The sequence below is a fragment of the Pseudomonas cimarronensis genome, from assembly GCF_049331905.1.
Lineage (GTDB): Bacteria > Pseudomonadota > Gammaproteobacteria > Pseudomonadales > Pseudomonadaceae > Aquipseudomonas.
In genome coordinates, this window is the sequence record NZ_CP186283.1 from 1,572,397 (window position 1) to 1,597,024 (window position 24,628).

The window sequence follows — 24,628 nt, forward strand, 5'->3', positions numbered from 1 at the left end:
AATCTCTCAGGCGTCAGCATTGGCGTTGAGCAGGCGCTCGTAGGCGGCCTGATCGAGCAGGTCGGCTACCGCGCTGGCATTGGCCGGACGGAAACGGAAGAACCAACCCTTGCCCAGGGGATCTTCGTTGACCAGCTCAGGGCTGGATTCTAGCTCGCCATTGACCTCAACCACCTCACCGTCCAGCGGCATGGCGATATTGCTTGCGGCTTTTACCGATTCCAGCACGGCCACTTCGTCACCCTCGGCATAGCTCTGCACTTCTGGCAGCTGAACGAACACCACGTCACCCAGGGCTTCCTGGGCATAGGCGGTGATGCCCACGGTAACCAGACCATCGGCATCCTGACGCAGCCATTCGTGCTCGACGGTAAAACGCAATTCGCTCATGTGTACTCCTCAAGGGTGGTGACTCGCCCTTTCTGCTGGGGGCGATGTGCTGGACGCGCGTGCTGGGCACGCGCTGAAGGTGAAAAGACCATAGCAAGGGTGGTGCCACTGTTATTTTTATCAATAAAAACAATTACTTAGTATGTTTTTAGGGGTTGGTCTGTTGTTCTTCGTATCGATTTCGATACGGATTGGTGCGGTTTATCCAGAGTGCGCCGCGCAAAGGCTCACGTGTCGCGGGCTGAATGATTTGTGTCGCTTTCATTACGCTGTATTCAAATCAATACATGTGCGGCGGGCTTGGTAATGGCACCGGTGCCGAGGCGGTTGGCACCTGGATTACTCGGCTGATGGCGGTCAATCCCTCTGCTCAATCGCCCGGGCCATTCATCCGCCCTATAAAGCGCTATTGAACGGGTCGATGGGCCTGCTGTAGAGCGGCTTTCCAGAGGCGTATTCACTCTTTCGGCTGACAGGGCAAATACCTCTTTCGGGCGCTTATCCCGCTCAAGGCGGCTGAGTAGCGTGGGGCCTCAACACGAAACCCCGCTTTCCAGGAGAGCCGCATGAGAACAACAACAAGACATGCCATCTTCCAGCCCAGCGTTTTGGCGATTGCCATTGCTGTGGGCTGTGTCGCGCCTGTCCAGGCTATTACATTCAATATCGGTGAGGTCGAAGCGCAGTTCGACTCATCACTTTCGGTGGGGGCCAGTTGGAGCGTGCGTGGTGCCGATCCTGACTTTATCGGTACGCGCAACGGTGGCAAGGCGTCCTCTCAGACCAACGACGACGGGCGCCTTAACTTCAAGAAAGGTGAAACTTTTTCGAAGATCTTCAAAGGTATTCACGACCTTGAATTGAAGTACGGCGATACCGGCGTGTTTATTCGCGGCAAGTACTGGTACGACTTCGAGACCAAGGACGAAAGCCGCCTGCTGTATGACATCGATGACCACAACCGCAAGACGGCGGCTCAGGCCGCCGGTGCGGAAATTCTCGATGCCTTCATCTACCACAACTACAACCTCGGCAGCCTGCCGGGCAGTGTGCGGGTTGGTAAGCAAGTGGTCAGCTGGGGTGAGAGCACCTTTATCGGTAACTCGATCAACTCGATCAACCCCGTGGATGCGGCAGCGTTCCGCCGCCCAGGTGCGGAGATCAAGGAGGGGCTGATTCCGGTCAACATGCTCTACGTATCGCAGAGCCTGACCGACACCATCAGCATGGAGGCGTTCTACCAGTTGGAGTGGGATCAGACCGTTATCGATAACTGCGGGACGTTCTTTGCACCGAGCGATACGGCCGCCGATGGCTGTAATGACCGCCTGGTGGTAGCCGGGGCCGATGTTGCGCCGGACGCGTCCAACAACACCGGTGCGCCGGGCAACCCGGTGTTCATTCCACGCGCAGGTGATCGTGATGCGCGTGACAGTGGACAATTCGGCGTGGCCTTGCGCTGGTTTGCCGAGTCGTTGAATGACACCGAGTTCGGCCTCTACGCGATGAATTACCACAGCCGTACCCCGAGCGGCAGCATCATTGTCGGCACGGGTGCGCCGCAGGCAGCCCGCTACTTCCTGGAGTACCCAGAAGACATCCGTCTGTATGGCATCAGTTTCCAGACCAATATCGATGGCACCGCGCTGTCGGGTGAGCTCAGCTATCGGCCGAACATGCCAATCGGCATCAACTCCACGGACATGACCTTTGCATCCCTGCGTCAGGGCTTTTCACCGGTATTCACCAGTGGTCATGGGCGCAATGTCGTGGGCGAGGAAGTGGCCGGCTATGTGCGCAAGCCGGTGACCCAGGCGCAAGTCTCGGCGGTGCAGTTTTTCGACCGAGTACTGGGGGCCAGTCGCCTGACCCTGCTGGGCGAGGTGGGTTACAACCATATCAGCGGTATCACTGATGATGTCGGTGAGCTGCGTTTCGGTCGCGATCCGGTCTACGGCATTGGTCAGCTCAACCCCAACACCACCTGTACTGCCGGGGTAAACGCAGCCAATCCCGATCAGTGTAATGACGATGGCTTCTTCACCAGCAGCTCTTGGGGCTATCGCGTACGCGCCAGCCTCGACTACAGCAACGTGTTTGCCGGGGTCAACCTCTCGCCAAGCATTGCCTGGTCGCATGACGTCGATGGCCATGGCCCCAACTTCAGCGAGGGCAGCAAGGCGGTGAGCCTTGGCCTGAATGCTGACTACCAGAACACCTATACCGCCAGCCTCAGTTACACCGACTTCTTTGGTGGTGATTACAACACCAACGTCGACCGTGACTTTGTTGCCCTGAGCTTCGGTGTGAACTTCTGATCAACGCAGTGCAAAAGGATCCGTACACCATGAAAAACACAAGAATCCTGCAAGCGGGTGCGCTGCTGCTGACGTTGTTAGCCAGCAGCGTGATGGCCGCGGTCTCCGAACAAGAAGCGGCTCAGCTGGGTGCCAGCCTGACGCCGCTGGGTGGGGAAATGGCCGGCAATGCCGATGGCAGTATCCCGGCCTGGGATGGCGGTCTGTCTACCAGTGCAGCGGCTGTCGATGGCAAGGGCTTTCTCGCTGACCCCTTTGCCGGTGAACAAGCGCTTTTCACGATTACCGCAGCCAATGCCGAGCAGTACAAAGACAAGCTGTCAGCCGGTCAGCTGGCCATGTTCAAACGCTACCCGGAGAGTTACAAGATTCCGGTTTACCCCTCGCATCGAACCACCGCCGTACCGGCCGCGATTGCCGAAGCGGCCAAGCTCAGCGCAGTCAATACCACGCCCGTAGACGGTGGTAATGGCCTGCAGAACTTCAATACCAGCCGTTACTACGCCTTCCCCATTCCCAAGACGGGCGTTGAGGTGATCTGGAATCACATCACCCGTTACCGTGGCGGTAACACCCGCCGCGTGGTGACTCAGGCAACGCCGCAGACCAATGGCTCCTATAGCCTGGTCAAGTTCGAGGATGAGGTGGCCTTCCCGGCGGATATGCCCGACCTTGATCCGGCCAAGGGCAGCAATGTCCTGCTGTATTTCAAGCAGCGGGTAACTGCACCGTCGCGTCTGGCCGGTAACGTGCTGCTGGTTCACGAGACCATCGATCAGGTCAAGGAACCGCGCCTGGCGTGGATCTACAACGCCGGTCAGCGTCGTGTGCGGCGTGCGCCGCAGGTGGCCTACGATGGGCCGGGTACGGCCGCTGATGGCATGCGTACGGCCGATAACTTCGACATGTTCTCCGGGGCGCCTGATCGCTACGACTGGCAACTGGTCGGCAAGAAGGAGATGTACATCCCCTACAACAGCTACAAGCTGGATTCGCCGTCACTGAAGTACGACGACGTGCTCAAAGCCGGGCATATCAATCAGGACCTGACACGTTACGAGCTGCACCGGGTCTGGGAAGTGGTGGCCACGCTGAAGAGCGGTGAGCGGCATATCTATGCCAAGCGCCACATGTACGTCGACGAGGACAGCTGGCAGATCGCCCTGGTTGATCATTACGACGGCCGTGGCCAGCTCTGGCGTGTTGCCGAAGGTCATGCGCAGCACTACTACAACCATCAGGTGCCGGGCTACACCCTGGAAGCGCTGTATGACCTGGTGGCGGGTCGCTATTTGGCTCTGGGCATGAAGAACGAAGAAAAATCGGCTTATAACTTCGGCTTCAAGGCGACCGCTGCCGACTACACGCCAGCCGCGCTGCGCAGCTCCGGCGTTCGCTAGGCCAATCACCAGCACGTGTGACTCCGTAATTGGGCGGCCTGCGGGCCGCCTTTTTTATCGCCCGCCATCACCTGCCGTGATGGAGCTGTGAGCGATAGGCATTGAGGGTTAGCCTGCAATGATCCGGTTCCTGTAAAAACAATAAATCGAGCCGTCATGCACGCATTAGCGTCTTTCCCGCAAAGCGCCGCAGTGTCGTCCTGCGGCAGCGTACAGCGTCCACCACCTGGACATATCCTCCGGCTATCTGTGCAACAGCGGCTGCTGGCACACGACTGTCGTCTGCGTTTACTGGTTGGCCCGGCCGGCTTTGGTAAAACTGTGTTGTTGGCCGACTGCGCCCGTGAGTGCCCGACCAATTACCGCCTGCTCTGGCTGACCTGTGCAGGCCAGGGCCTGTGTGCCGAGCAGCTTGCTCAGCAGTTGGGCAAGCTGCTCGACTACCCCGCAGGCCTCAGCAGTGGCGAGCTGCTGGCGGCCCTGGCGCAGGAGTCGCGGCAGTTGTGGATCATGCTCAATGACTACCCGGCGCAACCGAATCACACCCTCGATGACTTTCTCAATCAACTGCTGATGGTCACCCCACCGGGTATCTGCTGGTGGCTGGGAAGCCGGCGGCGGCCAGCGTGTAACCTTTCGCGCCTGTTGCTGGAAGGCGAGCTGCTTGAACTGGGCGCCAGCGAACTGGCCTTTAGCACAGCGGAGGTGCTGGCCTGGCTGCAGCAACTGGACCCAGGCCGCAGCGCCTGGGCGCACGACCTGCATGAACTGACCCAGGGCTGGCCAGCGGCCTTGCGCCTGCACCTGTTGGCGGCTCAGGCCGAGCCGACTGCGCTGAGCGCGCTGCAGGCGGGGGAGCATGATCAGTTGCTCGCCGAATATGTTGAACGCGAAGTGCTGCAAGGGTTGCCGGATGAGCTGTTGCAGATGCTCCAGCAACTGGCCCAATTGCCGCGCTTCAACCCGGCGCTGTGTGAGCACCTGTTTGGTGTGGGCGAGGGCGCGCAGTGGTTACGTGCGCTGATCGAGCGCGGCGTGTTTATTCAGGAACTGGACGCAGCCAAGGGCTGGTATGTGCTGTTCCCGCCGCTGGCTCGGCTGCTGCAGCGGCAGGCGCACCACCTGCCGTGCAGCGCTTTGCATGTGCATGCCAGTCAGTGGTTTGCCGGCCAGGGCGATATTCGCGCGGCGGTGGAGCACGCCTTGCTGGCCGGGCAGCCGGACGTGGCGGGTAGTTTTCTTGAGCGATTTACCGAAGAACAGGTGCTGCAAGGCCAGGATCTGGCGCTGATTCTGCGTTGGCGCAGCGAGCTGCCGGAGAGCCTGTTATACAGCACACCGCGTCTGATTCTGCTCAACGCCTGGGTGTTGCTGCTGGTCGGGCGGCTGGATGAGGCGCAGAGCTGCATCAACGAACTGGCGCGGTTTCAACCGCGCAGCGATGGTGCGCGAACACGCGAGCTGTTCGCTCACTGGCAAGCCATTCAGGGCATCATCGCCTATGGTCGTGTCTGTGCCGTGGATGCTCGCACTCACCTGCATGATGCCTTGCAGGGGTTGCCGCAAAGCGCGTGGTCGCAGGCGTTGCTGTGTCGTTCGGCGTTGACCCTGGTGGCGATTGGCGAAGGTCAACTGGAGGCGGCACAGAAGCTCAGTTTTGAAGCCTTGAAGCAGGCACGTCTGCATGGCAATCCGGTGTTTGAAGCCCTGCTGGAGCTGGACCATGCCCTGCTGCTCGAAGCGCGAGGTGAATTTGCCCGCGCTGAAGCCTTGCTGCAGCGGGTGCTGAGCGCAACTGCGCCGACGGCCTTGCACAACACGCCGGTACTGGCGCGGCTTGAGCTGCGCCTGGGGCGTCTGCAACTGCGCCAGGGCCGTGCGGATGAAGCCCAGGCAGCGTTGCAGCGTGGGCTTGAGCATGCGCTCGCCTGTGGCGATCCAGCGGCGTTTCATGGCTACCTCGGCCTGGCCGAGTTGGCGATGGGGCAGGGCGATATGGCCACAGCCTTTGCTCATCTTGGCCAGGCCGAACGGCAGATGCAGCGTCAGCGCGTCAATGAAACCCTGTACCGCGGCACCCTGTTGCTGGCCAGCTGTCATCTGTGGATTGCCCAGGGGCACTATGCGCGGGCGCGTATCGCCGCGACGCGGGTATTGGGTTATGAGCAGCGGGTTAAAGCGGTGCTGCCGACGCCCAATTTCCCCGAGCTGATCCCACGGTTCAAGGCGCTCCTGCTGCAACTCGATCGTCTGCAGGGCGAGGATGTGCGCGAGCCTCTGCGCCAGTTGCTGGAACAGGTGGCAGATCAGGGCCGGCAGGCGTTGGTCAGCGACTTGTGGCTGAACTATGCCGACGCCTGCGCTGCCTGTGACGACAAGGTGGACGCCGAACAGGCCCGCCAGACCGGCCAGGCGCTGCAGCGGCGTCTGGGGTATCTGCGCCCGTGGTTTTGCGTCGCCAGCCAAGGTGATGGCGCGCCGAATGCTGCATCTGCCACCAGCGCCAATGCGCTGAGCAGTCGCGAACTGGCGGTGCTCGGCTTGATCGCACAGGGGCTGTCCAATCAGGAAGTGGCCGAGCAGCTGTTTATTTCCCTGCATACGGTGAAGACCCACGCGCGGCGGATCAACGGCAAGCTGGGTGTGGCGCGGCGTACTCAGGCGGTGGCCAAGGCCAAGGCGTTGGGCTTTTTCTAGGCGATGTAGCTGCTGCGCTCGAATTGCCTGGCGCCCCATATCCCCTGCGCCGCTAACTCACCCTAGAAAAGCGGCCTGCAATATGTAGCCTTTGCTAATGCAGTGCCGGGCTGGCGCTGAGTTGGCGCAGGCGCTGGCTGAGGTGCAGGCGCTGCGCCGGGTCATCACAGAGCAGCAGGGCACGTTCAAGGTCGAAGCGTTCGCCCTGTGGGCAGTCGAGCAACTGGTAGATGTCGGCGCGGGCCAGGTGATCAAGCAGGCTTGGCGGGCCGAGCAGCAGCACGCGCTCGGCATCCAGCAGCGCCGCCATGGGATCGTCGGCCAGTTGATGCAGGTAGCGCAGGTTGCGTGACAGGCGCTGCAACATGCTCGGCGCATCGCAGGGCAGCAGGTGGCTGGCCCTCAGCTCGGCGTCGGCACCCTGCTGGCGTTGCAGCAACTCGCGGCATTCGCGGGTATACAGACGGCGCCCACTGCACGGGTCCAGCAAGTGATCGGCGCCGGGCACCCGCAGCAGAAAATGCCCGGGGAAATTGACCCCTTGCAGGGGAATCGCCAGGCGCCGGGCCAGCTCCAGGGCGAGCAGGGCCAGCATCAACGGTTGACCGCGGCGCCGTCGCAGCACGCAGTTGAGCAGTGCGGCCTGCGGGCGCAGCGGGTGTTCATCGTCTTCATGAAAGTCCAGCTCACTGAGCCGGCGCAGCAGCGGTTGTGCCAGCTCCTGGGCGGGCAGGTTGGGCAGCCCTTGGCTGACCTGCTGCTGCAGGGCGTCGAGTTGACGCAACACCTGCTCCGGCTGCAGTTGTGGCTGGTGTTCCACGGCAATCCACACGGCCGCCTCGAAAAGCGCGGGCGGTTGTAGCTCCAGGCAGGCAAGGCAGGCAGCGCGTGGGGTCATGTTCATCTCCCGTTTCTGTGCTTTGTAGCCAAGCGCCTAACCTTCGTCCAGTACATTGCCGCGTCTGCGCTGTGCCAAGGTGTTGGCTGTGTCTCTGAATAAGGAAATCAAGGATGTCTGCCGCCATACGGCACTATGCTCTGACGCTGCTGATACTGTTCAGTCCCCTGCTAAGTGCTGCGCAAACCCCGCAAGAGAAACTGTTGGCTCAAGAACTATCCACCTACCGGCTACTGACCCTTTTCCATTTATTGCGACTTGAGCAGGGGGCTCCGGAAGTACAACTGCGTCTGCAGGCTGAAGTGGAAAATTTTGAGCAGTTAATGCAAGCGCACAGCGATGAGTCGCTAGCCAACCGACTGCAACCTCACGCACAGCGCTTTCAGTCTGCGCTGTTGAGTGGTGCCCGGCAGAGCCATGATGACATTGACTTTTATGCGCTCGGCGAACTGTCGCAGAGTGGGCACAGCCTGCTGCAACTGATCCGTCAGCATCAGGTCGAGTTGGCGGATAACCCCGCTTCGATGGACCTGCGTCAGGCCATATTGATGCAGCAGATTGCCGCTGAATATGTGCGTGAGGCGGCCAGTTTTGATTCTGGCTCTGCGGTTTATGACCGGGCGCAAGAGTTGTCCGAGCCGGTTGATGTGCTGGCTCGGACGTTCAGTCAGCGCCTTGCCCAGTTGCAGCAGTCCACGGCTGAAAGCGCCGATCAGCGCGCCAAACTGGAGCAGGTTGGGGTGATCTGGAATTACATCGAACAGCCATTGCTTAACTACCGTGAGCGCTCATTGCCCTTTGTTATCAGCCGTTACAGTGAGCAGATCGTCACTTTGCTGGTTAACTGATCACCGGAGGCTTGTTATTGAGTGCGGGGCCTATACTGATCTGCAAATCAGTACGGGAGCCACAGCATGTTCGCCATGATGGAAACCGCCCGGCTGGAGTCGCTGCACTTCGCCGAGGATCCGCTGACCGGTCTCAAGGCGATTATCGCCATCCACAACACCCGCCTCGGCCCGGCGCTGGGTGGTTGCCGTTACCTGAGTTATGTCGACGAGGCGAGTGCCATTGAGGATGCCCTGCGTCTGGCCAAGGGTATGAGCTACAAGGCGGCTCTGGCCGGCCTGCAACAGGGCGGCGGCAAGGCGGTGATCATGCGTCCCGCGCATGTCGATAACCGCGCCGCCGTGTTCGAAGCCTTCGGCCGCTTTATCGAAACCCTCAACGGCCACTACATCACCGCCATGGACAGCGGCACGTCCAGCACCGACATGGACTGCATCGCCCAGCACACCCAGCATGTCACCAGCACCACGGCCGAAGGCGACCCATCGCCACATACCGCCATGGGGGTGTTTACCGGGATTCGTGCCACCGCTCTGGCGCGCCTTGGCAGTGACAACCTGGAAGGCTTGCGGGTGGCGATTCAGGGCTTGGGCAATGTCGGTTATGCCCTGGCCGAACAGCTGCATGCTGCGGGTGCCGAGTTGTTGGTCAGTGACCTGGACCCGGCTCGGGTGCAACGTGCGGTCGAACAATTGGACGCGCGGCCAGTGGCCAGTGACGCCTTGCTCGCCACGCCCTGCGACATCCTCGCGCCCTGCGGCCTGGGTGGGGTGTTGCATGCCAGCAGCGTCGCGCAGTTGCGCTGCTCGGCGGTGGCGGGGGCGGCGAACAACCAGCTGGCCAGCCTCGATATCTCCGACAGCCTGCAGGCGCGGGGGATTCTTTACGCCCCGGATTACGTGATCAATGCCGGTGGCCTGATCTACGTGGCGCTGAAGCATCAGGGGGAAAGCCTGGTGGCGATTACTGCGCACCTGACGCAGATCAGCCGTCGCCTGACCGAGATTTTCGGCCATGCCCAGGCCGACAAGCGCTCACCGGCGCGGGTTGCCGATGCGATTGCTGAGCGGCTGTTGTATGGCTGAGCAGGTAAAGCTGCCTACGTGGGAGGGGCTTTAGCCGCGATCCTGCGATTAAAAGCTCGCCGCTAAAGCGCTTCCCACTGTTGCCCAGAAACACAAAACCCCAGCCATAGGCTGGGGTTTTGTTTATCACTGCTCAGGTTACTCGGCAGCAGGCTCGCTCAATTCACTCAAGGCATCCGGCTGGTTCTTGAACGCCTTGGCGAAGATCTCACGGTTCTTAGCCATGTAGATGCCCAGTTCTTCACCCTGGGCCTCATTCAACGATGGCACGGCTTTCTGCAGCACCTCGGTGAGCAGCTCGGCCAGTTCGAGCATTTTGTCATGACGATCGGCTTCGGCTTTATCCATGAACAAACGCTCCAGATCCCGGCTGCTGCGGTACACCACTTCGACGGCCATTCATCACCTCTACGCCTTCATGTATGTCAGTAATTAACTGGTTTTTTGTACAGTGTTGCGAGCATAAAGAACTCGCTGCCGTTTGGCCAGTATTGAATTTATCGGCTTTCGCCGTGACCTGTTAAGCGACTGCCTTCGGCTTTTCGCATGCAGTGGTAAAGCGCACTCACGAAGTAAGGCATAGTGACAGTGTTTTTCAAATGCAATATATTCGCATTCGTTTCTTCTGCTCCATGGAACACTTCCTGCGATGGCTCAACCCCTTCCCGGCGATTCCCTCGCAACGCTCTATCGCGGTCATCACGGCTGGCTGATCGGTTGGCTGCGCCAGCGTCTGGCCTGTCCGCAGCAGGCGGCCGATCTGGCCCAGGATACCTTCGTGCGCTTGTTGGTACAGCACGAAGCGCAGGCTCCGCGTGAACCACGGGCCTTTCTTGCCACAGTCGCCCGTGGCCTGCTGATCGATCACTACCGCCGCGCCAGTCTGGAGCGTGTCTACCTGGAGGCTCTGGCACAGTTACCCGAGCCAGAGGTGCCCTCACCGGAGAGTCAGGCGCTGGTCATGGAGACCCTGGTGGCCATCGACCGCCTGCTTGACGGTCTAAAACCGGTGGTGCGCGAAGCCTTTCTGCTGTCGCAACTGGATGGTCTGACCTATCCGCAGATCGCCGAGCGGCTGGGTCGGTCGGTCAGTTCCATCCAGCAGTATATGACCCAGGCTTTCGTCCATTGCTACCGGGTGGCGTATCCATGAGCGCGCTCGACGAGACGGTGCAGCAGGCGATTGCCTGGCGCGTGTGCCTTGCCTCGGGTACGGCTACGGCGCAGGAGTGGCGGCTGTGCACCGAGTGGCGGGCGGCCGATCCACAGCACGAGCAGGCCTGGCAGCGCCTGGAAAACCTGGGCCAGCAGTTTGCCGGGGTCTCGGCGCCGCTGGCCAGGCAGGCGCTGGCGGGCGCTCAAGTGGATCGCCAGCGGCGGCGCGCGTTAAAACAACTGGGCCTGTTCGGCAGCCTGGTGGCCGCCGGCGTGCTGGGCCAGCACCTGCAGTCCTGGCAGCCGTTGCTGGCGCAACAACGCACCGGCACTGGCGAGCGGCGCCGCCTGCAATTGGCCGATGGCGGCACCCTGCACCTTAACAGCGATACTGCCCTGGATATCCATTACAGCAACGAGCGCCGCCTGATCCAGCTGTATCAGGGCGAGATTCTTGTGCAGACCGCCGCCGATCCGCTCGATCGGCCGTTCCTGGTCAGTACCGAGCACGGTCTACTGCGCGCTCTGGGCACCCGTTTTCAGGTGCGCCAGCAGGCGGATGCCTGCGAGCTGGCGGTCTATCAGGGGGCGGTCGAAGCGCGGCCCAAGGGTGGTGCGGCGCAGCGCATCGAGGCTGGACAACGGGTGCATCTGAGCGCTGGCGCGCTGCACGACTTGGGTGCTGCCGATGTCGATCGCGGCCGCTGGGTCGATGGCCTGCTGGTGGCTCACGACATGCCGTTGGCGGAGTTTCTTGCCGAGCTCGGGCGTCAGCGGCCGGGCGTGCTGCGCTGTGCGCCGCAGGTGGCCGGTTTGCGTATCTCCGGGGTCTTCCCGCTGGACGATAGCGACCGCGTACTGGCGATGCTGGCGCGTACCCTGCCGGTACGGGTGGTCTATCGCACGTCCTATTGGGTCAGTCTGCAGGCTACCTGAAAATAATTCGCAAATTCTTTTGCAGGTTTTTCTCGTTCGTCCGGCTTCCCAGGCAATCGTTACCTAACGCTATGTCGAAGGAGTCGTCATGTCCCGCGCTGTTCGTCGTTCCCAGCCCCTGGCACGTGCCGTGCGCGCCGCACTGCTGAGCCTCAGCCTGCCACTGACACTGTTGCCCGTGGCGAGCCCGGCCTGGGCCGCGCAGCCTTACCAGATCAGTGCCGGCACGCTGGAATCGGCACTCACCGAGTTCGCCCGGCAGTCCGGTGTGCTGCTTAGCTTCGATCCGGCGCTGACCCGGGGGCGCAGCAGCTCCGGCTTGCAAGGGCACTACTCGCTGGATCAGGGGTTTGCCCAACTGCTGGCTGGCAGTGGCCTGCGCGTGGTGCTGGACGGGCAGGGCGACTATCGCCTTGAGCCGGTGCCGCAAGCGGCAGCCAACAGCCTCGAATTGCAGAGTCAGACTGTGATCGCCCAGGCGGCAGAACGCGCCAATGGGCCGGTCGGAAGTTACGTCGCCAGCCGCAGCGCTACTGCCACCAAGACCGACACCCCGCTGTTGGAAACCCCACAGGCGATCAGTGTGATCAGTCGCGAGCAGATGGATGCACGCGGCGTCACCACCCTGGAAGAGGCGCTGCGCTACACCCCCAGCATCAGCGTGCCCTACGGTTTCGATACCCGTTACGACTGGTTCAGCATCCGTGGTTTTGATGCCAAGACCCGGGTGTTTCGCGACGGCCTGGTGCAGCCGACCAGCACCTACGGCCTGCCGCGTCTGGACAGCTGGGCGATGGAGCGCATCGAGGTGCTGCGTGGTCCGGCGTCGGTGCTCTATGGTCAGGCCGAGCCTGGCGGTATCGTCAACCAGGTGAGCAAGCGGCCCAGTGAAACGGCCCGTAATGAAGTGCGTGTACGTGCCGGTAGCGACGATCTGGCAGAGCTGGCCGGCGACTTCGGCGGGGCGTTGAGCGATGACGGTTCGCTGCTCTATCGGGTGGTGATGCTCGGTAACGATGCCAACGCCCAAGTCGACAAGACCGGCATGCAACGGCAGATGCTGGCGCCGAGCCTGACCTGGCGGCCGAACGCCGACACCGAGCTGACGCTCCAGGCCGCCTACCAGAAGGACGATGGGCGTTACGGCTTCAGTACGCACTTCTCGCCGTACCTGCGCGACACCTTCAACCTGCCCTACGACCGCGAACCCGATTTCTTCGATGGCGAGCCGGATTTCAACGACTTCCAGCGCAGTTATCATTCCGTCGGCTATCAGTTTTCGCACCGTCTCAATGACACCTGGACCCTGCGGCAGAATCTGCGTTACGACGAAACCAGCCTGGAGTACAGCTACATCAACGCCTATGCGGTGTTGCCGACCAACGGCCGCACCCTGCTGCGCAGCGCCGGCGTGCAGGATGAACACATGAGCGGTTGGGGCGTGGACAACCAGGCCGAGGCCAGCTTCGCCACTGGCAGCGTCGAGCACAACCTGTTGCTCGGCCTCGATTGGCGCCGAAGTCGCTCCAATGAAACAGCCTATTACGGTGCCACGGTGCCACCGTTGGATCTGCTTGCCCCGCAGTACGGTCGACCCCTCGCGCCGCCGGCGATTGATCGCAAGCAGAGCCTGCTGACGCGCCAGACCGGTCTCTACCTGCAGGATCAGCTCAAGTTCGGCGAACACTGGCGGCTGCTGCTCGGTGGCCGCTATGACTGGGCGGTGAACCAGACCGACGATGCTCTGCGCGCAGGCAGCACGGCCAGCAGCGAGGCCTTCAGCGGTCGTGCCGGGTTGGTCTATGTATTCGACAACGGCCTGGCGCCCTACGTCAGCTACAGCGAGTCATTCAACCCGGTCAGCGGCAGCGACACCCTCACGGGCAAGACGTTCGATCCGGAGCGCGGTAAACAGTACGAGATCGGCGTGAAGTATCAGCCTGAGGGCGCACGCAGCTTCGTCAGTCTGGCCCTGTTCGACCTGACCAAGCAAGACTACGTGCTCAACGACAGCAGCAGTAACCCGGGGCGCACCCTGCGTCGTCAGGTGGGTGAGGTCAGCTCGCGCGGCATCGAACTGGAAGCCCTGGCCAGCCTGGCCGAAGGCCTGGACCTGAGTGCCTTCTACAGCTACACCGACGCCTTCGTCAGCAAGAGCCCCAACGCCTGGGAAAAGGACAGCCGCTTGCCGCGCACCCCGCGTGATTCAGCCGGTATCTGGCTCGACTACAGCCAGCTCAATGGCGCACTCAAGGGCTTCGGCGGCGGCATCGGCGTGCGCTACGTCGGCGAGAGCCGGTACACCGGGCGCAACGCCGCACTGGCGTTCAATCCGACGTTGGCGCCCATTGTCAGCGTCGAGTCCGAGGCTTACAGCCTGGTTGATGCCAGCGTGCACTACCAGCTTGATGGCATGCGCCTGGCGCTCAATGCCAGCAACCTGCTGGACAAGGAATATGACACCTCCTGCAGCGAAGTGACCTGCTACTACGGCTACGGGCGAACCCTGACGGCCAGCGCCAGCTACAGCTGGTGAGTGGAGACGGCCGCCGGATGGCGGCCGTTTTACGGGTTGTAGTGCACATGAAATCGCTACTGAAGACAGGCGCTCGGCCACAGGGCGTTCGCCAGCATTCCGATCACCCATACAAGAGTTGGCCATGAAGATGACCCGCTGGAATATCGCTTCGCGGATCCTGGCCGCCCTGTTTGGTGGCTATGCCCTGGCTTACGGGTTTACCGCGTTCTTCTCTGTATACCTGCCGCTGGCGCGCGCTGATCGTGTGGTATTCGCCAGCCTGCTGTGCTTTGCCGTATGGAGCGCTGCCGCGATCTATGCGTTTGCTGCGCGCAGTGCGATGCGTGCCTGGTTGCTGCTGGTTGGGCTGACAGCCCTGGCGTGTCTGGCTGCCTTCCTGCCCGCCGAGTTTGGAGCGCGCCCATGAGTCTGCGTCAATCCATGGCCGGTCTGCACACCTGGGGCGGCCTGCTGCCCAGTTGGCTGCTGTTCGTCATCCTGTTCAGTGGCACCGTGGCCTGCTTCGACAGGGAGCTGGAGCGCTGGATGCGTCCGGCGTTGCACCCGCAGCAGGAGGCCACGCTGAGTGCCGAGCAGCTGCGTGGCTGGCTGCAGGCCAACGTCGAGGATGAACTGCACGCCTTCTGGCTGCGTCCACCGAGCGAGCGTGCGCCGTTCTGGCAACTGGCCTGGGAAGTCGACGGTAGCGAGCATGTCGAGCGCCGCACCTTCGCGCCACACAGCTTGCAACCCTTGGCCGAAACCCTGGGCGGCGAGTTCTTCTTCAAGCTGCACTATGAGCTGCACGGCGGCATGCTCGGGCGCTATCTGGTGGGGCTGGCTGGCATGTTCATGCTGGTGGCGCTGATCTCGGGGGTGATCATTCATCGGCGTATCTTCAAGGATTTCTTCACCCTGCGCCCGGCCGCCAACGGCCAGCGCGCCTGGCTGGATGCGCACAATCTGTTCGGTGTGGCTGGCTTGCCCTTCCATCTGCTGCTGGCCTACACCGGTGTGGCGATCTTTGTCGCCTCTTACATGCCGGCTGGTGTTCAGGTGGCCTACAAGAGTGACATCGCGCACTTCTTCAGTGAGGTGGTGGGCGGGTATCACCGCGAGGAGCTGCATCGCCCGGCGGCTGCGGCGGTTTCCCTCGATACGCTGATCGAGCAGGCGCGTACGCACTGGCAGGGTGGCGAGCCAGGGTGGATCAGCGTGCACCACCCGAACGATGCCTCGGCGGTGGTGGAGATGCGCCGCGCCGATAGCTCGCGTATCGCCAAGCCTGCCGATACGCTGAGTTTTGATGCCAGCACCGGCGAGTTGCTGCATGAGCAGCGTGCGCCGGCCGGCTACAGCACCTACCTGTGGTTGGCTGGCCTGCATATGGCGCAGTTCGGTGGTGCTCTGGTGCGGGCGGTCTATCTGCTGCTGGGGTTGGCCGGTTGCGCCATGTTGGTAGCCGGCAGCCGGGTCTGGTTAAGCAAGCGTGCGACCCGCGGTGGGCGTGCGATCGGGGTAGTGCGTGCGCTCAATGGCGCAGTGTTTGTCGGCCTGCCGCTGGCCAGCCTGGCTCTGCTGTGGGGCAATCGCCTGCTGCCGGAGAGTCTGCCTGAGCGGGGCAGTTGGGAGGCCTGGGTGTTCGTCGCCAGTTGGTTGCTGCTGGCGGTGTGGGCGGTGCTGCGTCGGCACAGTGCGCATCTGCTGCGTCAGCAACTGGCTCTCGGTGCGCTGCTGGCCCTGGGCCTGCCGCTACTGTCTGGGCTGGTGACGCCGCAGGGCCATCTGCTGGCCAGCCTGGCACGCGCTGACTGGGCCTTGGCCGGCATCGATCTGTTCCTGTTTCTGGCTGGCCTGCTCTGCGCCTTGTATTCCTGGCGTCTGGGTGTGCCATCGGCGGTGCAGGTCAGACCGGCGCAGGCATCGCGCGAGCCGGCCGGGGAGGTGCGCTGATGCTGTTGGCTTTCGCCTTGGCCTATCTCGGCATGCTCGGCCTGTGCCTGAGCATGTCGCGTCATCACAAAGCCTTGCTCGGTGGCGAACCGGGGCGTTTGCGTCAGCGCGTGCTGCGTTGGGCGGCAGCGATCTGCTTCACGCTTGCCCTGGGTGTGTGCAGCCTGAGCCAGGGCGGCGAGATCGGCGCGGTACTGTGGCTGTGCCAACTGATGCTCGCCACACTGCTGCTGGTCGCTCTGCTGGCCTGGCGCCTGCGCTGGGCTGTACCTGCCGCCGCAGCACTGTTGGCGAGCGGCATGTTCAGTTGGTGGCTCTGAGGGGCCTGCGGCAATCCGTACCTGTGCCTTTGTGTCGCATCCCTGCATCATCTTGAAGCTGGTGCTTTTCCTGCATGATCGCTTGAGGCGGGCATCCATTTCGGATACCCGGGCCGTCATGCCGGGCTTTGGGGAGTGACATGATGAATTGGGCGGAACGTCTGCGTACGGGAATGCATGGCTTGGCGGAATCGCTGGGCAATCTGTTGATGGAGGCGTTCCACTACCTGGCGCTGTTCGCCATCGGCGCGATCACGGCCTGGGCGGCGGTGATGGCCTTTCTAGGCATGCTGGAAAAGGGCCACATCACCGTCGATGACATCCTGCTGCTGTTTATCTACCTCGAGTTGGCGGCGATGGTGGGGATCTATTTCAAGACCAACCATATGCCGATCCGCTTCATGATCTATGTGGCGATTACCGCGTTGACCCGCCTGATGATTTCCGACATTTCGCACAACCATAAACCCGACATGGGCGTGGTGATGATCTCCGGGGCGATTCTGCTGCTGGCGGTGGCGATCTTTGTGGTGCGCTATGCCTCGTCGCGCTTTCCGGCGGTGCAGGCTGGCGGGCCACGGAAAAAGACCAATGCGGCAGATGAAGCGGCAGAGCGTGATGATGCGCAGAGCGATGACTGACGCGGATCAGTCGCTTAGCGGCGCAAACAGCGCCTGCAGGTCGTCTTCGCTGAGCTGCAGCTGGCTCTGGCTGCCGCCTTCCAGCACGCCACGGGCCAGGTTGGCCTTGGCCTGTTGCAGTTGCTGGATTTTCTCTTCCACGCTGCCACGGGCGATCAGTTTGTAGACGAACACTGGCTTGTCCTGGCCGATACGGTAGGCACGGTCGCTGGCCTGGGCTTCGGCGGCCGGGTTCCACCAGGGGTCGAAGTGGATCACCGTATCGGCGGCAGTCAGGTTAAGCCCCGCGCCACCGGCTTTCAGGCTGATCAGAAAGATCGGCAATTCACCGGCCTGGAACTGCTGCACCGGGGTGCGCCGGTCCTGGGTGCTACCGCTAAGCTTGGCGTATGGGATGTTGCGCGCTTTCAGCTCGGCTTCGATCAACGCCAGCATCGACGTGAACTGCGAAAACAGCAGCACCCGCCGACCCTCGGCAAACAGTTCTTCAAGCATTTCCAGCAGGCCGCTGAGCTTGCCGGAGTCGGCGCTGGTCAGGTTGTTGTCGCCGTCATCACCGAGCAGGCGCAAATCGCAGCAGGCCTGACGCAGGCGCAGCAGCGCTTCGAGAATCACGATCTGGCTGCGCGCCAGACCCTGGCGGGCGATCTCGTCGCGCACCTTCTGGTCCATGGCCAGGCGCAGGGTTTCGTAGCGGTCGCGCTGCGCTGCGCTGAGTTCGACCCAGTGGGTGATTTCGGTTTTCGGCGGCAGCTCGCTGGCCACCTGCTCCTTGGTGCGGCGCAGGACGAAAGGCTTGATCCGTCCGGTGAGGTGGGCCAGGCGCTGCTCGTTGGCGTTTTTTTCGATGGGCGTGCGGTAGTCGCGGGTAAAGCTTTTGCTGTCACCCAGCCAACCGGGCATGAGGAAATTGAACAGCGACCACAACTCGCCCAGGTGATTCTCCAGCGGCGTGCCGGTCAGGCACAGGCGTTGCACGGCCTGCAGTTGCCCGGCGGCGACGGCGGCCTTGCTGCGCGGGTTCTTGATGTTCTGTGCTTCATCCAGGATCAGCAGGCGATAGCGGTAGGCACTCAGGGCCTTGAGATCGCGCGGCAGCAGGGCGTAGGTGGTGAGGATGATCTGGTGCTGGTCGATCAACTTGAACAGCGCCCGACGTTTCGGCCCGTGCAGGGCCAGCACCTTGAGCTGCGGGGTGAAACGCGCGGCTTCGTCCTGCCAGTTGGGGATCAGACTGGTGGGCATGACGATCAGCGCCGGCTGAGTCAGGCGCCCGGCGTTGAACTCGCAGAGGATATGGCCGAGGGTCTGCAGGGTTTTGCCCAGGCCCATGTCATCGGCCAGCAGGCCGCCAATGTCCAGCTCAGCCAGCCCCTGCATCCAGGCCAGACCCTGCAGTTGGTAAGGGCGCAGCTCGGCGTGCAGCCCCGCTGGCGCTTGCACGGTGGCGTTGTCCAGCTGCTGCAGACGTTGGGCAAACTCACGCAGCTGACCGCCACCTTGCCAGCTGATGGCTGGACCTTGTTGCAGATGATTGAGGCGGGACGCATCCAGGCGCGACAGGCGCAGGCGCTGGCTGGATTCGCCCGGCTCGCGCACAAACAGCTCGCCCAGGGTCGCTAGCAGCGGTTTGAGGCGGGCCAGCGGCAGGGCGGCGCGTTTGTGGTTATGCGGCAGGCTGACCAGTACCACTTCGTCGTCATCGCGTTTGTTCAGCGCTTCGCCGTTGAGCAGCCAGGGCTTCTGGCGGATTGCTTGCAGCAGAATCGGCAGCAGGCTGATGCGCTGGCCCTCGACCTCGATGCCCAGCTCCAGGTCGAACCAGGTTTGCTCGGGGTCTTCTTCGACTTCGGCATACCAGTCATCGACCTGCGCCAGGTTGTACTGAAAGTCCGGCTGCATGCGAATCTGCCAGCCTTCCTCTCGCAGCTGCGGCAGTTGCTCGCGGATAAACACTAGCCAGGCGGCCTCGTTGGGCTGCTCGTAGGCTTCGCCGGCGCTTTCCGGCAGCGCTTCGCTCTGTCGCAGGGCCACTTGCAGGCCGGTTTGCTCCAGGCGCTTGCGCAGCTGGGTTTCACTGCTGAGATTACGCACGATGCGCAGGCTGAGGCCGGGGCCCTGTTTGATCAGCAGGTCCTTGCCCTGTTTGCCGGAGGCCAGGTGGCCTTGGTAGTCGAAAGCCAGGGCGGCGCGGTGCTGGGTCTGTTCCTGCATGCGGCCCTTACGTGCATCGAAGTGCACCCGCACCAGGCTGCCGAGGCTCAGCACCGGCGCCGGTTGCAGATTCTCTAGGCATTCTTCTCGCACCTGCGGGTTGCTGACGATCAGTGGCGACAGATCGACGCCCTGTTCCTGCTGCTGTTGCAGGGTGAGCAGGGCGCTGGCCACGTGTTTGCAGTTGAAGCCCACCGGGCAGCTGCAATGGCCGGTCACGCCCCAGCCCTGGCCGTAAGGGTGCAGGGTGATGCGCTGTTGATAGGTTTGCGCCCCGGAGCCACGGCAGCTGGCCAGCAGGGTGTTGTCCTTGAGGCTGAGCAGGCGGCTGCGGCCCTGGGCCGCATAGCCCTGACCGCGCTGCAGATCGCCCGCGCCGAATTCCGCACGCCAGTCTTCCTGGCGCAGATGCAGGATATCGAGGGCCATCAGCGGCACCGGGCAGGCGTGTGAGTGAGTCGTGGCATGGGCAGCTTTCTCGAAGGCAGCCGATGATTCTTGCACAGCCTGCACAGGATTAGCAGGCTGTTTTCAGCTGCTGAGTGCGCAAGTGGCAGGGCCTGATAGGCAGGTATGCGGCAGATTGATGCGGCTGGCGTGGGATCAGCGCTGTTGCAGGGCGGCGCGGAACTGTCCCGGCGTGGCGCTAAAGGCCTGGCGGAAGCGGTTATTGAAGTGGCTGGCACTGGCAAAGCCACAGGCCAGCGCCACCTCAGCCAGCGGTTGGGCCGTGTGTTGCAGCAGGTGCTGGGCTTGGCGCAGGCGCTGAGCCAGCACATAGCGGTGTGGTGGCAGGCCGAAGCTGAGCTGAAACATCCGCGCGAAATGGTATTCGGAGAGTGCACACAACCCGGCTAACTGGCCCAGGCTGAGCGCCTCACTGAGGTTGGCCTGGATAAACTCGCGCACCCGCCGGCGTTGGCTGGGCGCCAGACCGCCGGTCAGGCGCAGCCCCTCGCGGCGGCCAACCTGGGACAGCAGGGCGTGGTTGATCAGGCCATGGGCCAGGCTGCTACTGAGCAGGCGTTCGGCGGGTTCCTGCCAGTCCAGCTGGCTGAGCTGACGAAAGCGCTGGGCCTGCTGCGGGTCATCGAGAAAGGTGCCTTCGCGCAGTTCCAGTTCCCGTGGTTCACGGTCCAGCAGATTGACGGCCGCCAGGGCGAATTGCTCCTGGCTGATATACAGATGGGCCAGCTGGATTTCACCGTTGATCACCCAGGCCGACTGATGCCCCGCCGGCAGGATGCACAGCTTGTCCGGCGCGCCTTTGCTGTGCGGGCTCTCGCGGCGGAAGGTGCCGGTGCCGCCGGCCAGGTAGCAGGACAGGGTGTGGTGGCTGGGCGCCTGGTAGTCGCGGGCATCATGGCGGTTGCTCCATACGGCAGCCGCCAGCCCGTCACCCAGCTCGGCGCTGCGTTGCAGGCGAGCGTGGGGTGAGCTGTGCATGCTCTGAAAAACCTGTAGGTGTTCAAGTTGCGACATACATCCTCCGTCGCCCCATGCTACGCCCGGTATGTCGGCGCGCCAGCCCCCGTCGGCAGAAAAGCGCAAGATTATGCAAGGCGCGGCTATTTGTAGCTGTCGAGAATCTGCTGGTAGCGCGGCTGTTGTTTCAGCGCATTCAGGCTGTTCTGCAGGCGGGTGAGCTGCGCCGCATCGGTGTCCAAGCTGAAGGCGTAATACATGGCGCTTTCCTTGAGCACATGCACCGGGGTGAAGTCGTGGCTGTGCATGTCCAGGTTGCGGATAAACCAGTAGGCGGTGGTTTCGTCGTAGGCCCACAGGTCGATGCGGCTGTTGTGCAGCAGATTGGCCAGTTGGATCGCGCTGGCGGAGATATGCAGGTTGTTGTCGCCGATTCCCAGGTTGTTGAGCAGGTGATGGCCGACATCATCACGAATCACCCCGATGCGCTGCGCGCTGAGGTCTGCCGGTTGCTTGATCTGTAGTTGGCGATCCTTGCGCGCCAATAGCACGATGCGGCTGGGCATGATCGGCCCGACCCACTTGAACTGCGGGCCGCGCTCATCGGTGCGGGTCATGGAGAACAGCAGTACGCCGGGGCCCTTGCGTGCCATCTGGTAACCACGGGCCCAGGGCAGTGAGCGAATATCCCGGCGCTCAATGGGCAGGCCGGCGCTGGCGGCCGCCTCCAGCAGTATGTCCACGGTAATGCCACGGGCGATGCCACTTTCGGTGTAGTTGTAGGGCGGGAACTCTTCGGTGATGAAGTCCAGTGACTCCCACTTGGCCTCCGCATGCAGCGTCGAGCTGAGAAAGCACCAGAAAACAAACGCAAACGCGTTGCCAAGGTGAGAAGACATGCGGCGTACCTCAGGCTACAGCGACCGGCTAGGCCGGGTGGCTCAGGCAGTGTGGCGGGTGCGCATGGGGCAGCGACACCCTGTATTGACGCTAGCCTGCCGGGCACAGGCTGTCGACTCGCCACATATACCGCTCGGTAAGGTTATCTGCTGGCTTGCGAGTGAATGGCTATTAACTGTCGCAAGTGAGCCGTCAGCTCTGCGCGCGCTCGTACCAGCCCTTGCTGTTATTGACCATGCGTACCAGCCAGAGCATCACTGGCACCTCGATCAGCACGCCGACCACCGTGGCCAGCGCTGCGCCGGAGTTGAAGCCGTACAACGCGATGGCCACCGCTACGGCCAGTTCGAAGAAGTTCGACGCGCCGATCATCGCCGCTGGCCCAGCGATGTCGTGGCGCACCTTGAGCTGGCGGCACAGCCAGTAACCGAGTGCGGCGATAAACAGGGTTTGCAGCAGAATCGGTACCGCCAGCATGGCGATGATCAAAGGCTGGGCAACGATGGTCTGGCCCTGGAAGGAGAACAGCAGCACCAGGGTGGCCAGTAGGGCGAGGATGGAGAATGGGCCGATACGTGCCAGTACCGTTTGCAGCGCAGCATCACCCTGACGCAGCAGGCGCGCGCGGATAAATTGAGCGATGGCCAGGGGGATAACGATATACATCACCACCGACAGCAGCAGGGTGTCCCACGGCACCGAGATCGACGAAACGCCGAGCAGCAGGGCAACGATAGGGGCGAAGGCGAACACCATCACCAGGTCGTTGATCGCCACTTGGGTCAGGGTGAAATTGGCGTTGCCCCAACACAGGTTGCTCCACACGAACACCATCGCGGTGCAGGGCGCGGCGCCAAGCAGAATCAGCCCGGCCACGTAGCTGTCGAGCTGTTCGGCTGGCAGCCAATCGGCGAACACATGGCGTAGAAACAGCCAGGCCATAAAAGCCATGGTGAATGGTTTGATCAACCAGTTGATGCTTAGCGTCACGCCCAGGCCGGCGCGCTGCTGGTAGACCTCGCCGATGGCGCTGAAGTCGATCTTCATCAGCATGGGAATGATCATCACCCAGATCAGCAGCCCCACCGGGATATTCACCTGAGCAACTTCCAGCGCGCCCACCGCCTGCGCCGCTGTCGGCGCAAACAGGCCGAGCAGGGTGCCGCCGAGGATGCAGAGAAATACCCAGAGCGTCAGGTAGCGCTCGAACAGGCCGAGCGGCGAGGCGACTGGGTGGGCTGCGGATTCGAGTGAGGTGGTCATGCGCAATTCCTTGGATGTGCCGCGAGTCTAGTCAGCTGTGCTGCGCGGGGTATTGATCTGGATCGGCCTGAGTCGAGGTAAATATACGGTTTACAATATATACGGTTTGCAATATATTCGCCAAATCGTATTTATCGGGCATCACCCCATGAGCCAAAAGATTCGCGTGCTGTTTCTCTGTGTGGCCAATGCTGCCCGCTCGCAAATGGCTGAAGCACTGCTACGCCATACCGACCCCGAAGGCTATGAGGTTTTTAGCGCCGGCACTTTGCCTGGTGAGGTCGATCCCCGTGCGCGCCAGGCCCTGGAGCAGTTGGGCGTCAGCACGGAAGGCCTGCACAGCAAGGCGCTGGAGAGTTTTGATGGCCAGCAGTTCGATTACGTGATCACCCTGTGCGACAAGTCCGCCTTCGAGTGCAGCACCTTGCCCGGGGCCGGCGAATACATCGCCTGGGATTTCGAGGACCCGGCCAGCAGTCAGCAGAAGAATGCCTACAAGCACTGCCTGCAGCAGATCCATGAGCGCATCAAGATGTTCGTCCTGGTCAAAAGCAAGGTCAGCCAGCCTACGCAGATGCTGGCGCCGGTGACCTTGTTCAAGTGCCTGGCCGATGACACCCGCGCTCGCATGACCCAGCTGATTGCTCAGGAAGGCGAGCTGTGCGTCTGTGAGCTGACCGCCGCGCTTGAGGAGAGCCAGCCGAAGATCTCCCGCCATCTAGCCCAGCTGCGCAGCAGCGGCCTGCTCCAGGATCGCCGCGCCGGGCAATGGGTTTACTACCGTCTACATCCGCAGTTGCCGGCCTGGGTCGGGCAGATCCTGGCGCAGGTACTTGAGGCTGCCGACCCGCAATTGGCCGAAGACCGCCTGCGTCTGCACAGCATGCGTGACCGTCCTGATCGCGCCTCGTTGTGCGGCTGAGCCATTGTTTTCTGGAGCAAGACCATGAGCCCCGAACTGCCGAATATCGACCCAGAGCTGCTGGACATTCCCACGGCGGACATGCTGGTTCAGCCCACTGTCACCCATAAGCCGCGCATTCTGCTGCTGTACGGCTCCAACCGCGCGCGCTCCTACAGCCGCCTGCTGACTGAAGAAGCCGCGCGTCTGCTTGAGCAGTTCGGCGCCGAAACGCGGATCTTCAACCCCAGCGGCCTGCCGCTGCCGGACGATGCCCCCGAGGATCACCCCAAGGTGCAGGAGCTGCGTGAGCTGGTGCTGTGGAGCGAGGGCATGGTCTGGTGCTCGCCGGAGCGTCATGGCGCGATGACCGGGGTGTTCAAGTCGCAGATCGACTGGATTCCCCTGAGCATGGGCGCGGTACGCCCGACCCAGGGCAAGACCCTGGCGCTGATGCAGGTCAGCGGCGGCTCGCAATCCTTCAATGCGCTGAACCAGATGCGCGTGCTGGGGCGCTGGATGCGCATGTTCACCATCCCCAATCAGTCTTCGGTGGCCAAGGCCTTTCTCGAATTTGACGACGCCGGGCGGATGAGGCCTTCAGCCTATTACGACCGCGTGGTCGACGTGATGGAGGAGCTGGTCAAGTTCACCCTGTTGCTGCGCAGCCAAACGGACTACCTGGTGGACCGTTACTCCGAGCGTAAAGAGTCGGCCGAGCAGCTGAGCAAACGGGTCAATCAGGCTTCCATTTAATGTTCAGGA

At 62.3% G+C, this 24,628-nt stretch carries 20 protein-coding genes and 2 pseudogenes; 15 read left to right on the forward strand and 7 right to left on the reverse strand.

The features are described from left to right. Window positions 1-6 precede the first annotated feature (6 nt). Window positions 7-390: a glycine cleavage system protein GcvH gene (gene gcvH / locus ACOCLD_RS07285; RefSeq protein ID WP_233683862.1), complete on the reverse strand. Its 384-nt coding sequence runs from the start codon at window positions 388-390 to the stop codon at window positions 7-9. Between the two features lie 566 nt (window positions 391-956). Here gcvH and ACOCLD_RS07290 point away from each other — a divergent pair. The 4 genes and pseudogenes from ACOCLD_RS07290 to ACOCLD_RS07305 form a co-directional block, all read left to right on the forward strand. After that, window positions 957-2,708: a DUF1302 domain-containing protein gene (locus ACOCLD_RS07290; protein WP_392540676.1), complete on the forward strand. Its 1,752-nt coding sequence runs from the start codon at window positions 957-959 to the stop codon at window positions 2,706-2,708. A gap of 29 nt (window positions 2,709-2,737) precedes the next feature. Beyond that, the gene (locus ACOCLD_RS07295) at window positions 2,738-4,108 is read left to right on the forward strand and encodes a DUF1329 domain-containing protein (protein ID WP_422911390.1); all 1,371 of its coding nucleotides are present in this window, start codon (window positions 2,738-2,740) and stop codon (window positions 4,106-4,108) included. Window positions 4,109-5,035: 927 nt separating this feature from the next. Further along, window positions 5,036-6,493: pseudogene (locus ACOCLD_RS07300) on the forward strand (helix-turn-helix transcriptional regulator); the annotation flags it as partial. Window positions 6,494-6,619: 126 nt separating this feature from the next. Beyond that, window positions 6,620-6,805: pseudogene (locus ACOCLD_RS07305) on the forward strand (response regulator transcription factor); the annotation flags it as partial. 94 nt (window positions 6,806-6,899) lie between these two features. On the opposite strand, the gene ACOCLD_RS07310 reads toward ACOCLD_RS07305, so the two are convergent. Further along, a complete protein-coding gene (locus ACOCLD_RS07310; RefSeq protein WP_422911391.1) occupies window positions 6,900-7,703 on the reverse strand; it encodes a SirB1 family protein in 804 nt (267 codons plus the stop codon). Between the two features lie 323 nt (window positions 7,704-8,026). On the opposite strand from ACOCLD_RS07310, the gene ACOCLD_RS07315 reads away from it, so the two are divergent. Further along, complete coding sequence (locus ACOCLD_RS07315) at window positions 8,027-8,551, forward strand: hypothetical protein (RefSeq protein WP_422911392.1); 525 nt, start codon at window positions 8,027-8,029, stop codon at window positions 8,549-8,551. A 66-nt stretch (window positions 8,552-8,617) separates the two neighbouring features. Continuing rightward, window positions 8,618-9,637, forward strand: coding sequence for a Leu/Phe/Val dehydrogenase (locus ACOCLD_RS07320; RefSeq protein WP_422911393.1), 1,020 nt, complete (start codon window positions 8,618-8,620; stop codon window positions 9,635-9,637). A gap of 138 nt (window positions 9,638-9,775) precedes the next feature. Here ACOCLD_RS07320 and ACOCLD_RS07325 read toward each other — a convergent pair whose 3' ends face one another. After that, window positions 9,776-10,036 carry a YebG family protein gene (locus tag ACOCLD_RS07325; RefSeq protein WP_090380848.1) on the reverse strand — a complete coding sequence of 87 codons (261 nt, stop codon included), beginning with the start codon at window positions 10,034-10,036 and terminating at the stop codon, window positions 9,776-9,778. A gap of 250 nt (window positions 10,037-10,286) precedes the next feature. On the opposite strand from ACOCLD_RS07325, the gene ACOCLD_RS07330 reads away from it, so the two are divergent. The 7 genes from ACOCLD_RS07330 (at window position 10,287) to ACOCLD_RS07360 (ending at window position 17,160) form a co-directional block, all read left to right on the forward strand. Then, window positions 10,287-10,790 (forward strand): sigma-70 family RNA polymerase sigma factor, encoded by a 504-nt coding sequence (locus tag ACOCLD_RS07330; protein ID WP_422911394.1) that lies wholly within the window; start codon window positions 10,287-10,289, stop codon window positions 10,788-10,790. Next, window positions 10,787-11,728 carry a FecR domain-containing protein gene (locus ACOCLD_RS07335; protein ID WP_422911395.1) on the forward strand — a complete coding sequence of 314 codons (942 nt, stop codon included), beginning with the start codon at window positions 10,787-10,789 and terminating at the stop codon, window positions 11,726-11,728. Before ACOCLD_RS07330 ends, ACOCLD_RS07335 begins: the two co-directional genes overlap by 4 nt. 88 nt (window positions 11,729-11,816) lie before the next feature. After that, window positions 11,817-14,264, forward strand: a complete 2,448-nt coding sequence (locus ACOCLD_RS07340; protein ID WP_422911396.1) for a TonB-dependent siderophore receptor — start codon at window positions 11,817-11,819, stop codon at window positions 14,262-14,264. Between the two features lie 124 nt (window positions 14,265-14,388). Continuing rightward, window positions 14,389-14,673 (forward strand): DUF3649 domain-containing protein, encoded by a 285-nt coding sequence (locus tag ACOCLD_RS07345; protein WP_422911397.1) that lies wholly within the window; start codon window positions 14,389-14,391, stop codon window positions 14,671-14,673. Further along, complete coding sequence (locus ACOCLD_RS07350; RefSeq protein WP_422911398.1) at window positions 14,670-16,199, forward strand: PepSY-associated TM helix domain-containing protein; 1,530 nt, start codon at window positions 14,670-14,672, stop codon at window positions 16,197-16,199. Before ACOCLD_RS07345 ends, ACOCLD_RS07350 begins: the two co-directional genes overlap by 4 nt. Next, window positions 16,199-16,519: a DUF3325 domain-containing protein gene (locus ACOCLD_RS07355; protein WP_422911399.1), complete on the forward strand. Its 321-nt coding sequence runs from the start codon at window positions 16,199-16,201 to the stop codon at window positions 16,517-16,519. Before ACOCLD_RS07350 ends, ACOCLD_RS07355 begins: the two co-directional genes overlap by 1 nt. Window positions 16,520-16,662: 143 nt before the next feature. Beyond that, window positions 16,663-17,160, forward strand: coding sequence for a phosphate-starvation-inducible protein PsiE (locus tag ACOCLD_RS07360; protein WP_257777230.1), 498 nt, complete (start codon window positions 16,663-16,665; stop codon window positions 17,158-17,160). Window positions 17,161-17,166: 6 nt separating this feature from the next. On the opposite strand, the gene ACOCLD_RS07365 is transcribed toward ACOCLD_RS07360, so the two are convergent. The 4 genes from ACOCLD_RS07365 to arsB all read right to left on the reverse strand — a co-directional run bounded on the left by ACOCLD_RS07365 (window position 17,167) and on the right by arsB (window position 22,962). Then, window positions 17,167-19,803 carry a DEAD/DEAH box helicase gene (locus tag ACOCLD_RS07365; protein WP_422911400.1) on the reverse strand — a complete coding sequence of 879 codons (2,637 nt, stop codon included), beginning with the start codon at window positions 19,801-19,803 and terminating at the stop codon, window positions 17,167-17,169. 174 nt (window positions 19,804-19,977) lie between these two features. Next, complete coding sequence (locus ACOCLD_RS07370; RefSeq protein ID WP_422911401.1) at window positions 19,978-20,856, reverse strand: helix-turn-helix domain-containing protein; 879 nt, start codon at window positions 20,854-20,856, stop codon at window positions 19,978-19,980. Between the two features lie 86 nt (window positions 20,857-20,942). Beyond that, window positions 20,943-21,698 carry a substrate-binding periplasmic protein gene (locus ACOCLD_RS07375; protein ID WP_422911402.1) on the reverse strand — a complete coding sequence of 252 codons (756 nt, stop codon included), beginning with the start codon at window positions 21,696-21,698 and terminating at the stop codon, window positions 20,943-20,945. Between the two features lie 193 nt (window positions 21,699-21,891). Further along, on the reverse strand, window positions 21,892-22,962 hold the full coding sequence (arsB, locus tag ACOCLD_RS07380; RefSeq protein WP_422911403.1) for an ACR3 family arsenite efflux transporter: 1,071 nt from the start codon (window positions 22,960-22,962) through the stop codon (window positions 21,892-21,894). A gap of 148 nt (window positions 22,963-23,110) precedes the next feature. Between arsB and ACOCLD_RS07385 the strand changes: the two genes are divergently transcribed. Both ACOCLD_RS07385 and arsH read left to right on the forward strand, forming a co-directional pair. After that, window positions 23,111-23,884 (forward strand): metalloregulator ArsR/SmtB family transcription factor, encoded by a 774-nt coding sequence (locus tag ACOCLD_RS07385; protein WP_422911404.1) that lies wholly within the window; start codon window positions 23,111-23,113, stop codon window positions 23,882-23,884. 24 nt (window positions 23,885-23,908) lie between these two features. After that, entirely contained in the window at window positions 23,909-24,619 is a 711-nt protein-coding gene (arsH, locus tag ACOCLD_RS07390; RefSeq protein WP_422911405.1) for an arsenical resistance protein ArsH, read from the forward strand. Window positions 24,620-24,628 lie beyond the last annotated feature (9 nt).

Bases quoted from the DNA above. Each gene is read 5' to 3' on its own strand.
- gcvH (WP_233683862.1), bottom strand. From the start codon at position 390: ATGAGCGAATTGCGTTTTACCGTCGAGCACGAATGGCTGCGTCAGGAT.
- ACOCLD_RS07290 (WP_392540676.1), top strand. From the start codon at position 957: ATGAGAACAACAACAAGACATGCCATCTTCCAGCCCAGCGTTTTGGCG.
- ACOCLD_RS07295 (WP_422911390.1), top strand. From the start codon at position 2,738: ATGAAAAACACAAGAATCCTGCAAGCGGGTGCGCTGCTGCTGACGTTG.
- ACOCLD_RS07310 (WP_422911391.1), bottom strand. From the start codon at position 7,703: ATGACCCCACGCGCTGCCTGCCTTGCCTGCCTGGAGCTACAACCGCCC.
- ACOCLD_RS07315 (WP_422911392.1), top strand. From the start codon at position 8,027: ATGCAAGCGCACAGCGATGAGTCGCTAGCCAACCGACTGCAACCTCAC.
- ACOCLD_RS07320 (WP_422911393.1), top strand. From the start codon at position 8,618: ATGTTCGCCATGATGGAAACCGCCCGGCTGGAGTCGCTGCACTTCGCC.
- ACOCLD_RS07325 (WP_090380848.1), bottom strand. From the start codon at position 10,036: ATGGCCGTCGAAGTGGTGTACCGCAGCAGCCGGGATCTGGAGCGTTTG.
- ACOCLD_RS07330 (WP_422911394.1), top strand. From the start codon at position 10,287: ATGGCTCAACCCCTTCCCGGCGATTCCCTCGCAACGCTCTATCGCGGT.
- ACOCLD_RS07335 (WP_422911395.1), top strand. From the start codon at position 10,787: ATGAGCGCGCTCGACGAGACGGTGCAGCAGGCGATTGCCTGGCGCGTG.
- ACOCLD_RS07340 (WP_422911396.1), top strand. From the start codon at position 11,817: ATGTCCCGCGCTGTTCGTCGTTCCCAGCCCCTGGCACGTGCCGTGCGC.
- ACOCLD_RS07345 (WP_422911397.1), top strand. From the start codon at position 14,389: ATGAAGATGACCCGCTGGAATATCGCTTCGCGGATCCTGGCCGCCCTG.
- ACOCLD_RS07350 (WP_422911398.1), top strand. From the start codon at position 14,670: ATGAGTCTGCGTCAATCCATGGCCGGTCTGCACACCTGGGGCGGCCTG.
- ACOCLD_RS07355 (WP_422911399.1), top strand. From the start codon at position 16,199: ATGCTGTTGGCTTTCGCCTTGGCCTATCTCGGCATGCTCGGCCTGTGC.
- ACOCLD_RS07360 (WP_257777230.1), top strand. From the start codon at position 16,663: ATGAATTGGGCGGAACGTCTGCGTACGGGAATGCATGGCTTGGCGGAA.
- ACOCLD_RS07365 (WP_422911400.1), bottom strand. From the start codon at position 19,803: ATGGCCCTCGATATCCTGCATCTGCGCCAGGAAGACTGGCGTGCGGAA.
- ACOCLD_RS07370 (WP_422911401.1), bottom strand. From the start codon at position 20,856: ATGTCGCAACTTGAACACCTACAGGTTTTTCAGAGCATGCACAGCTCA.
- ACOCLD_RS07375 (WP_422911402.1), bottom strand. From the start codon at position 21,698: ATGTCTTCTCACCTTGGCAACGCGTTTGCGTTTGTTTTCTGGTGCTTT.
- arsB (WP_422911403.1), bottom strand. From the start codon at position 22,962: ATGACCACCTCACTCGAATCCGCAGCCCACCCAGTCGCCTCGCCGCTC.
- ACOCLD_RS07385 (WP_422911404.1), top strand. From the start codon at position 23,111: ATGAGCCAAAAGATTCGCGTGCTGTTTCTCTGTGTGGCCAATGCTGCC.
- arsH (WP_422911405.1), top strand. From the start codon at position 23,909: ATGAGCCCCGAACTGCCGAATATCGACCCAGAGCTGCTGGACATTCCC.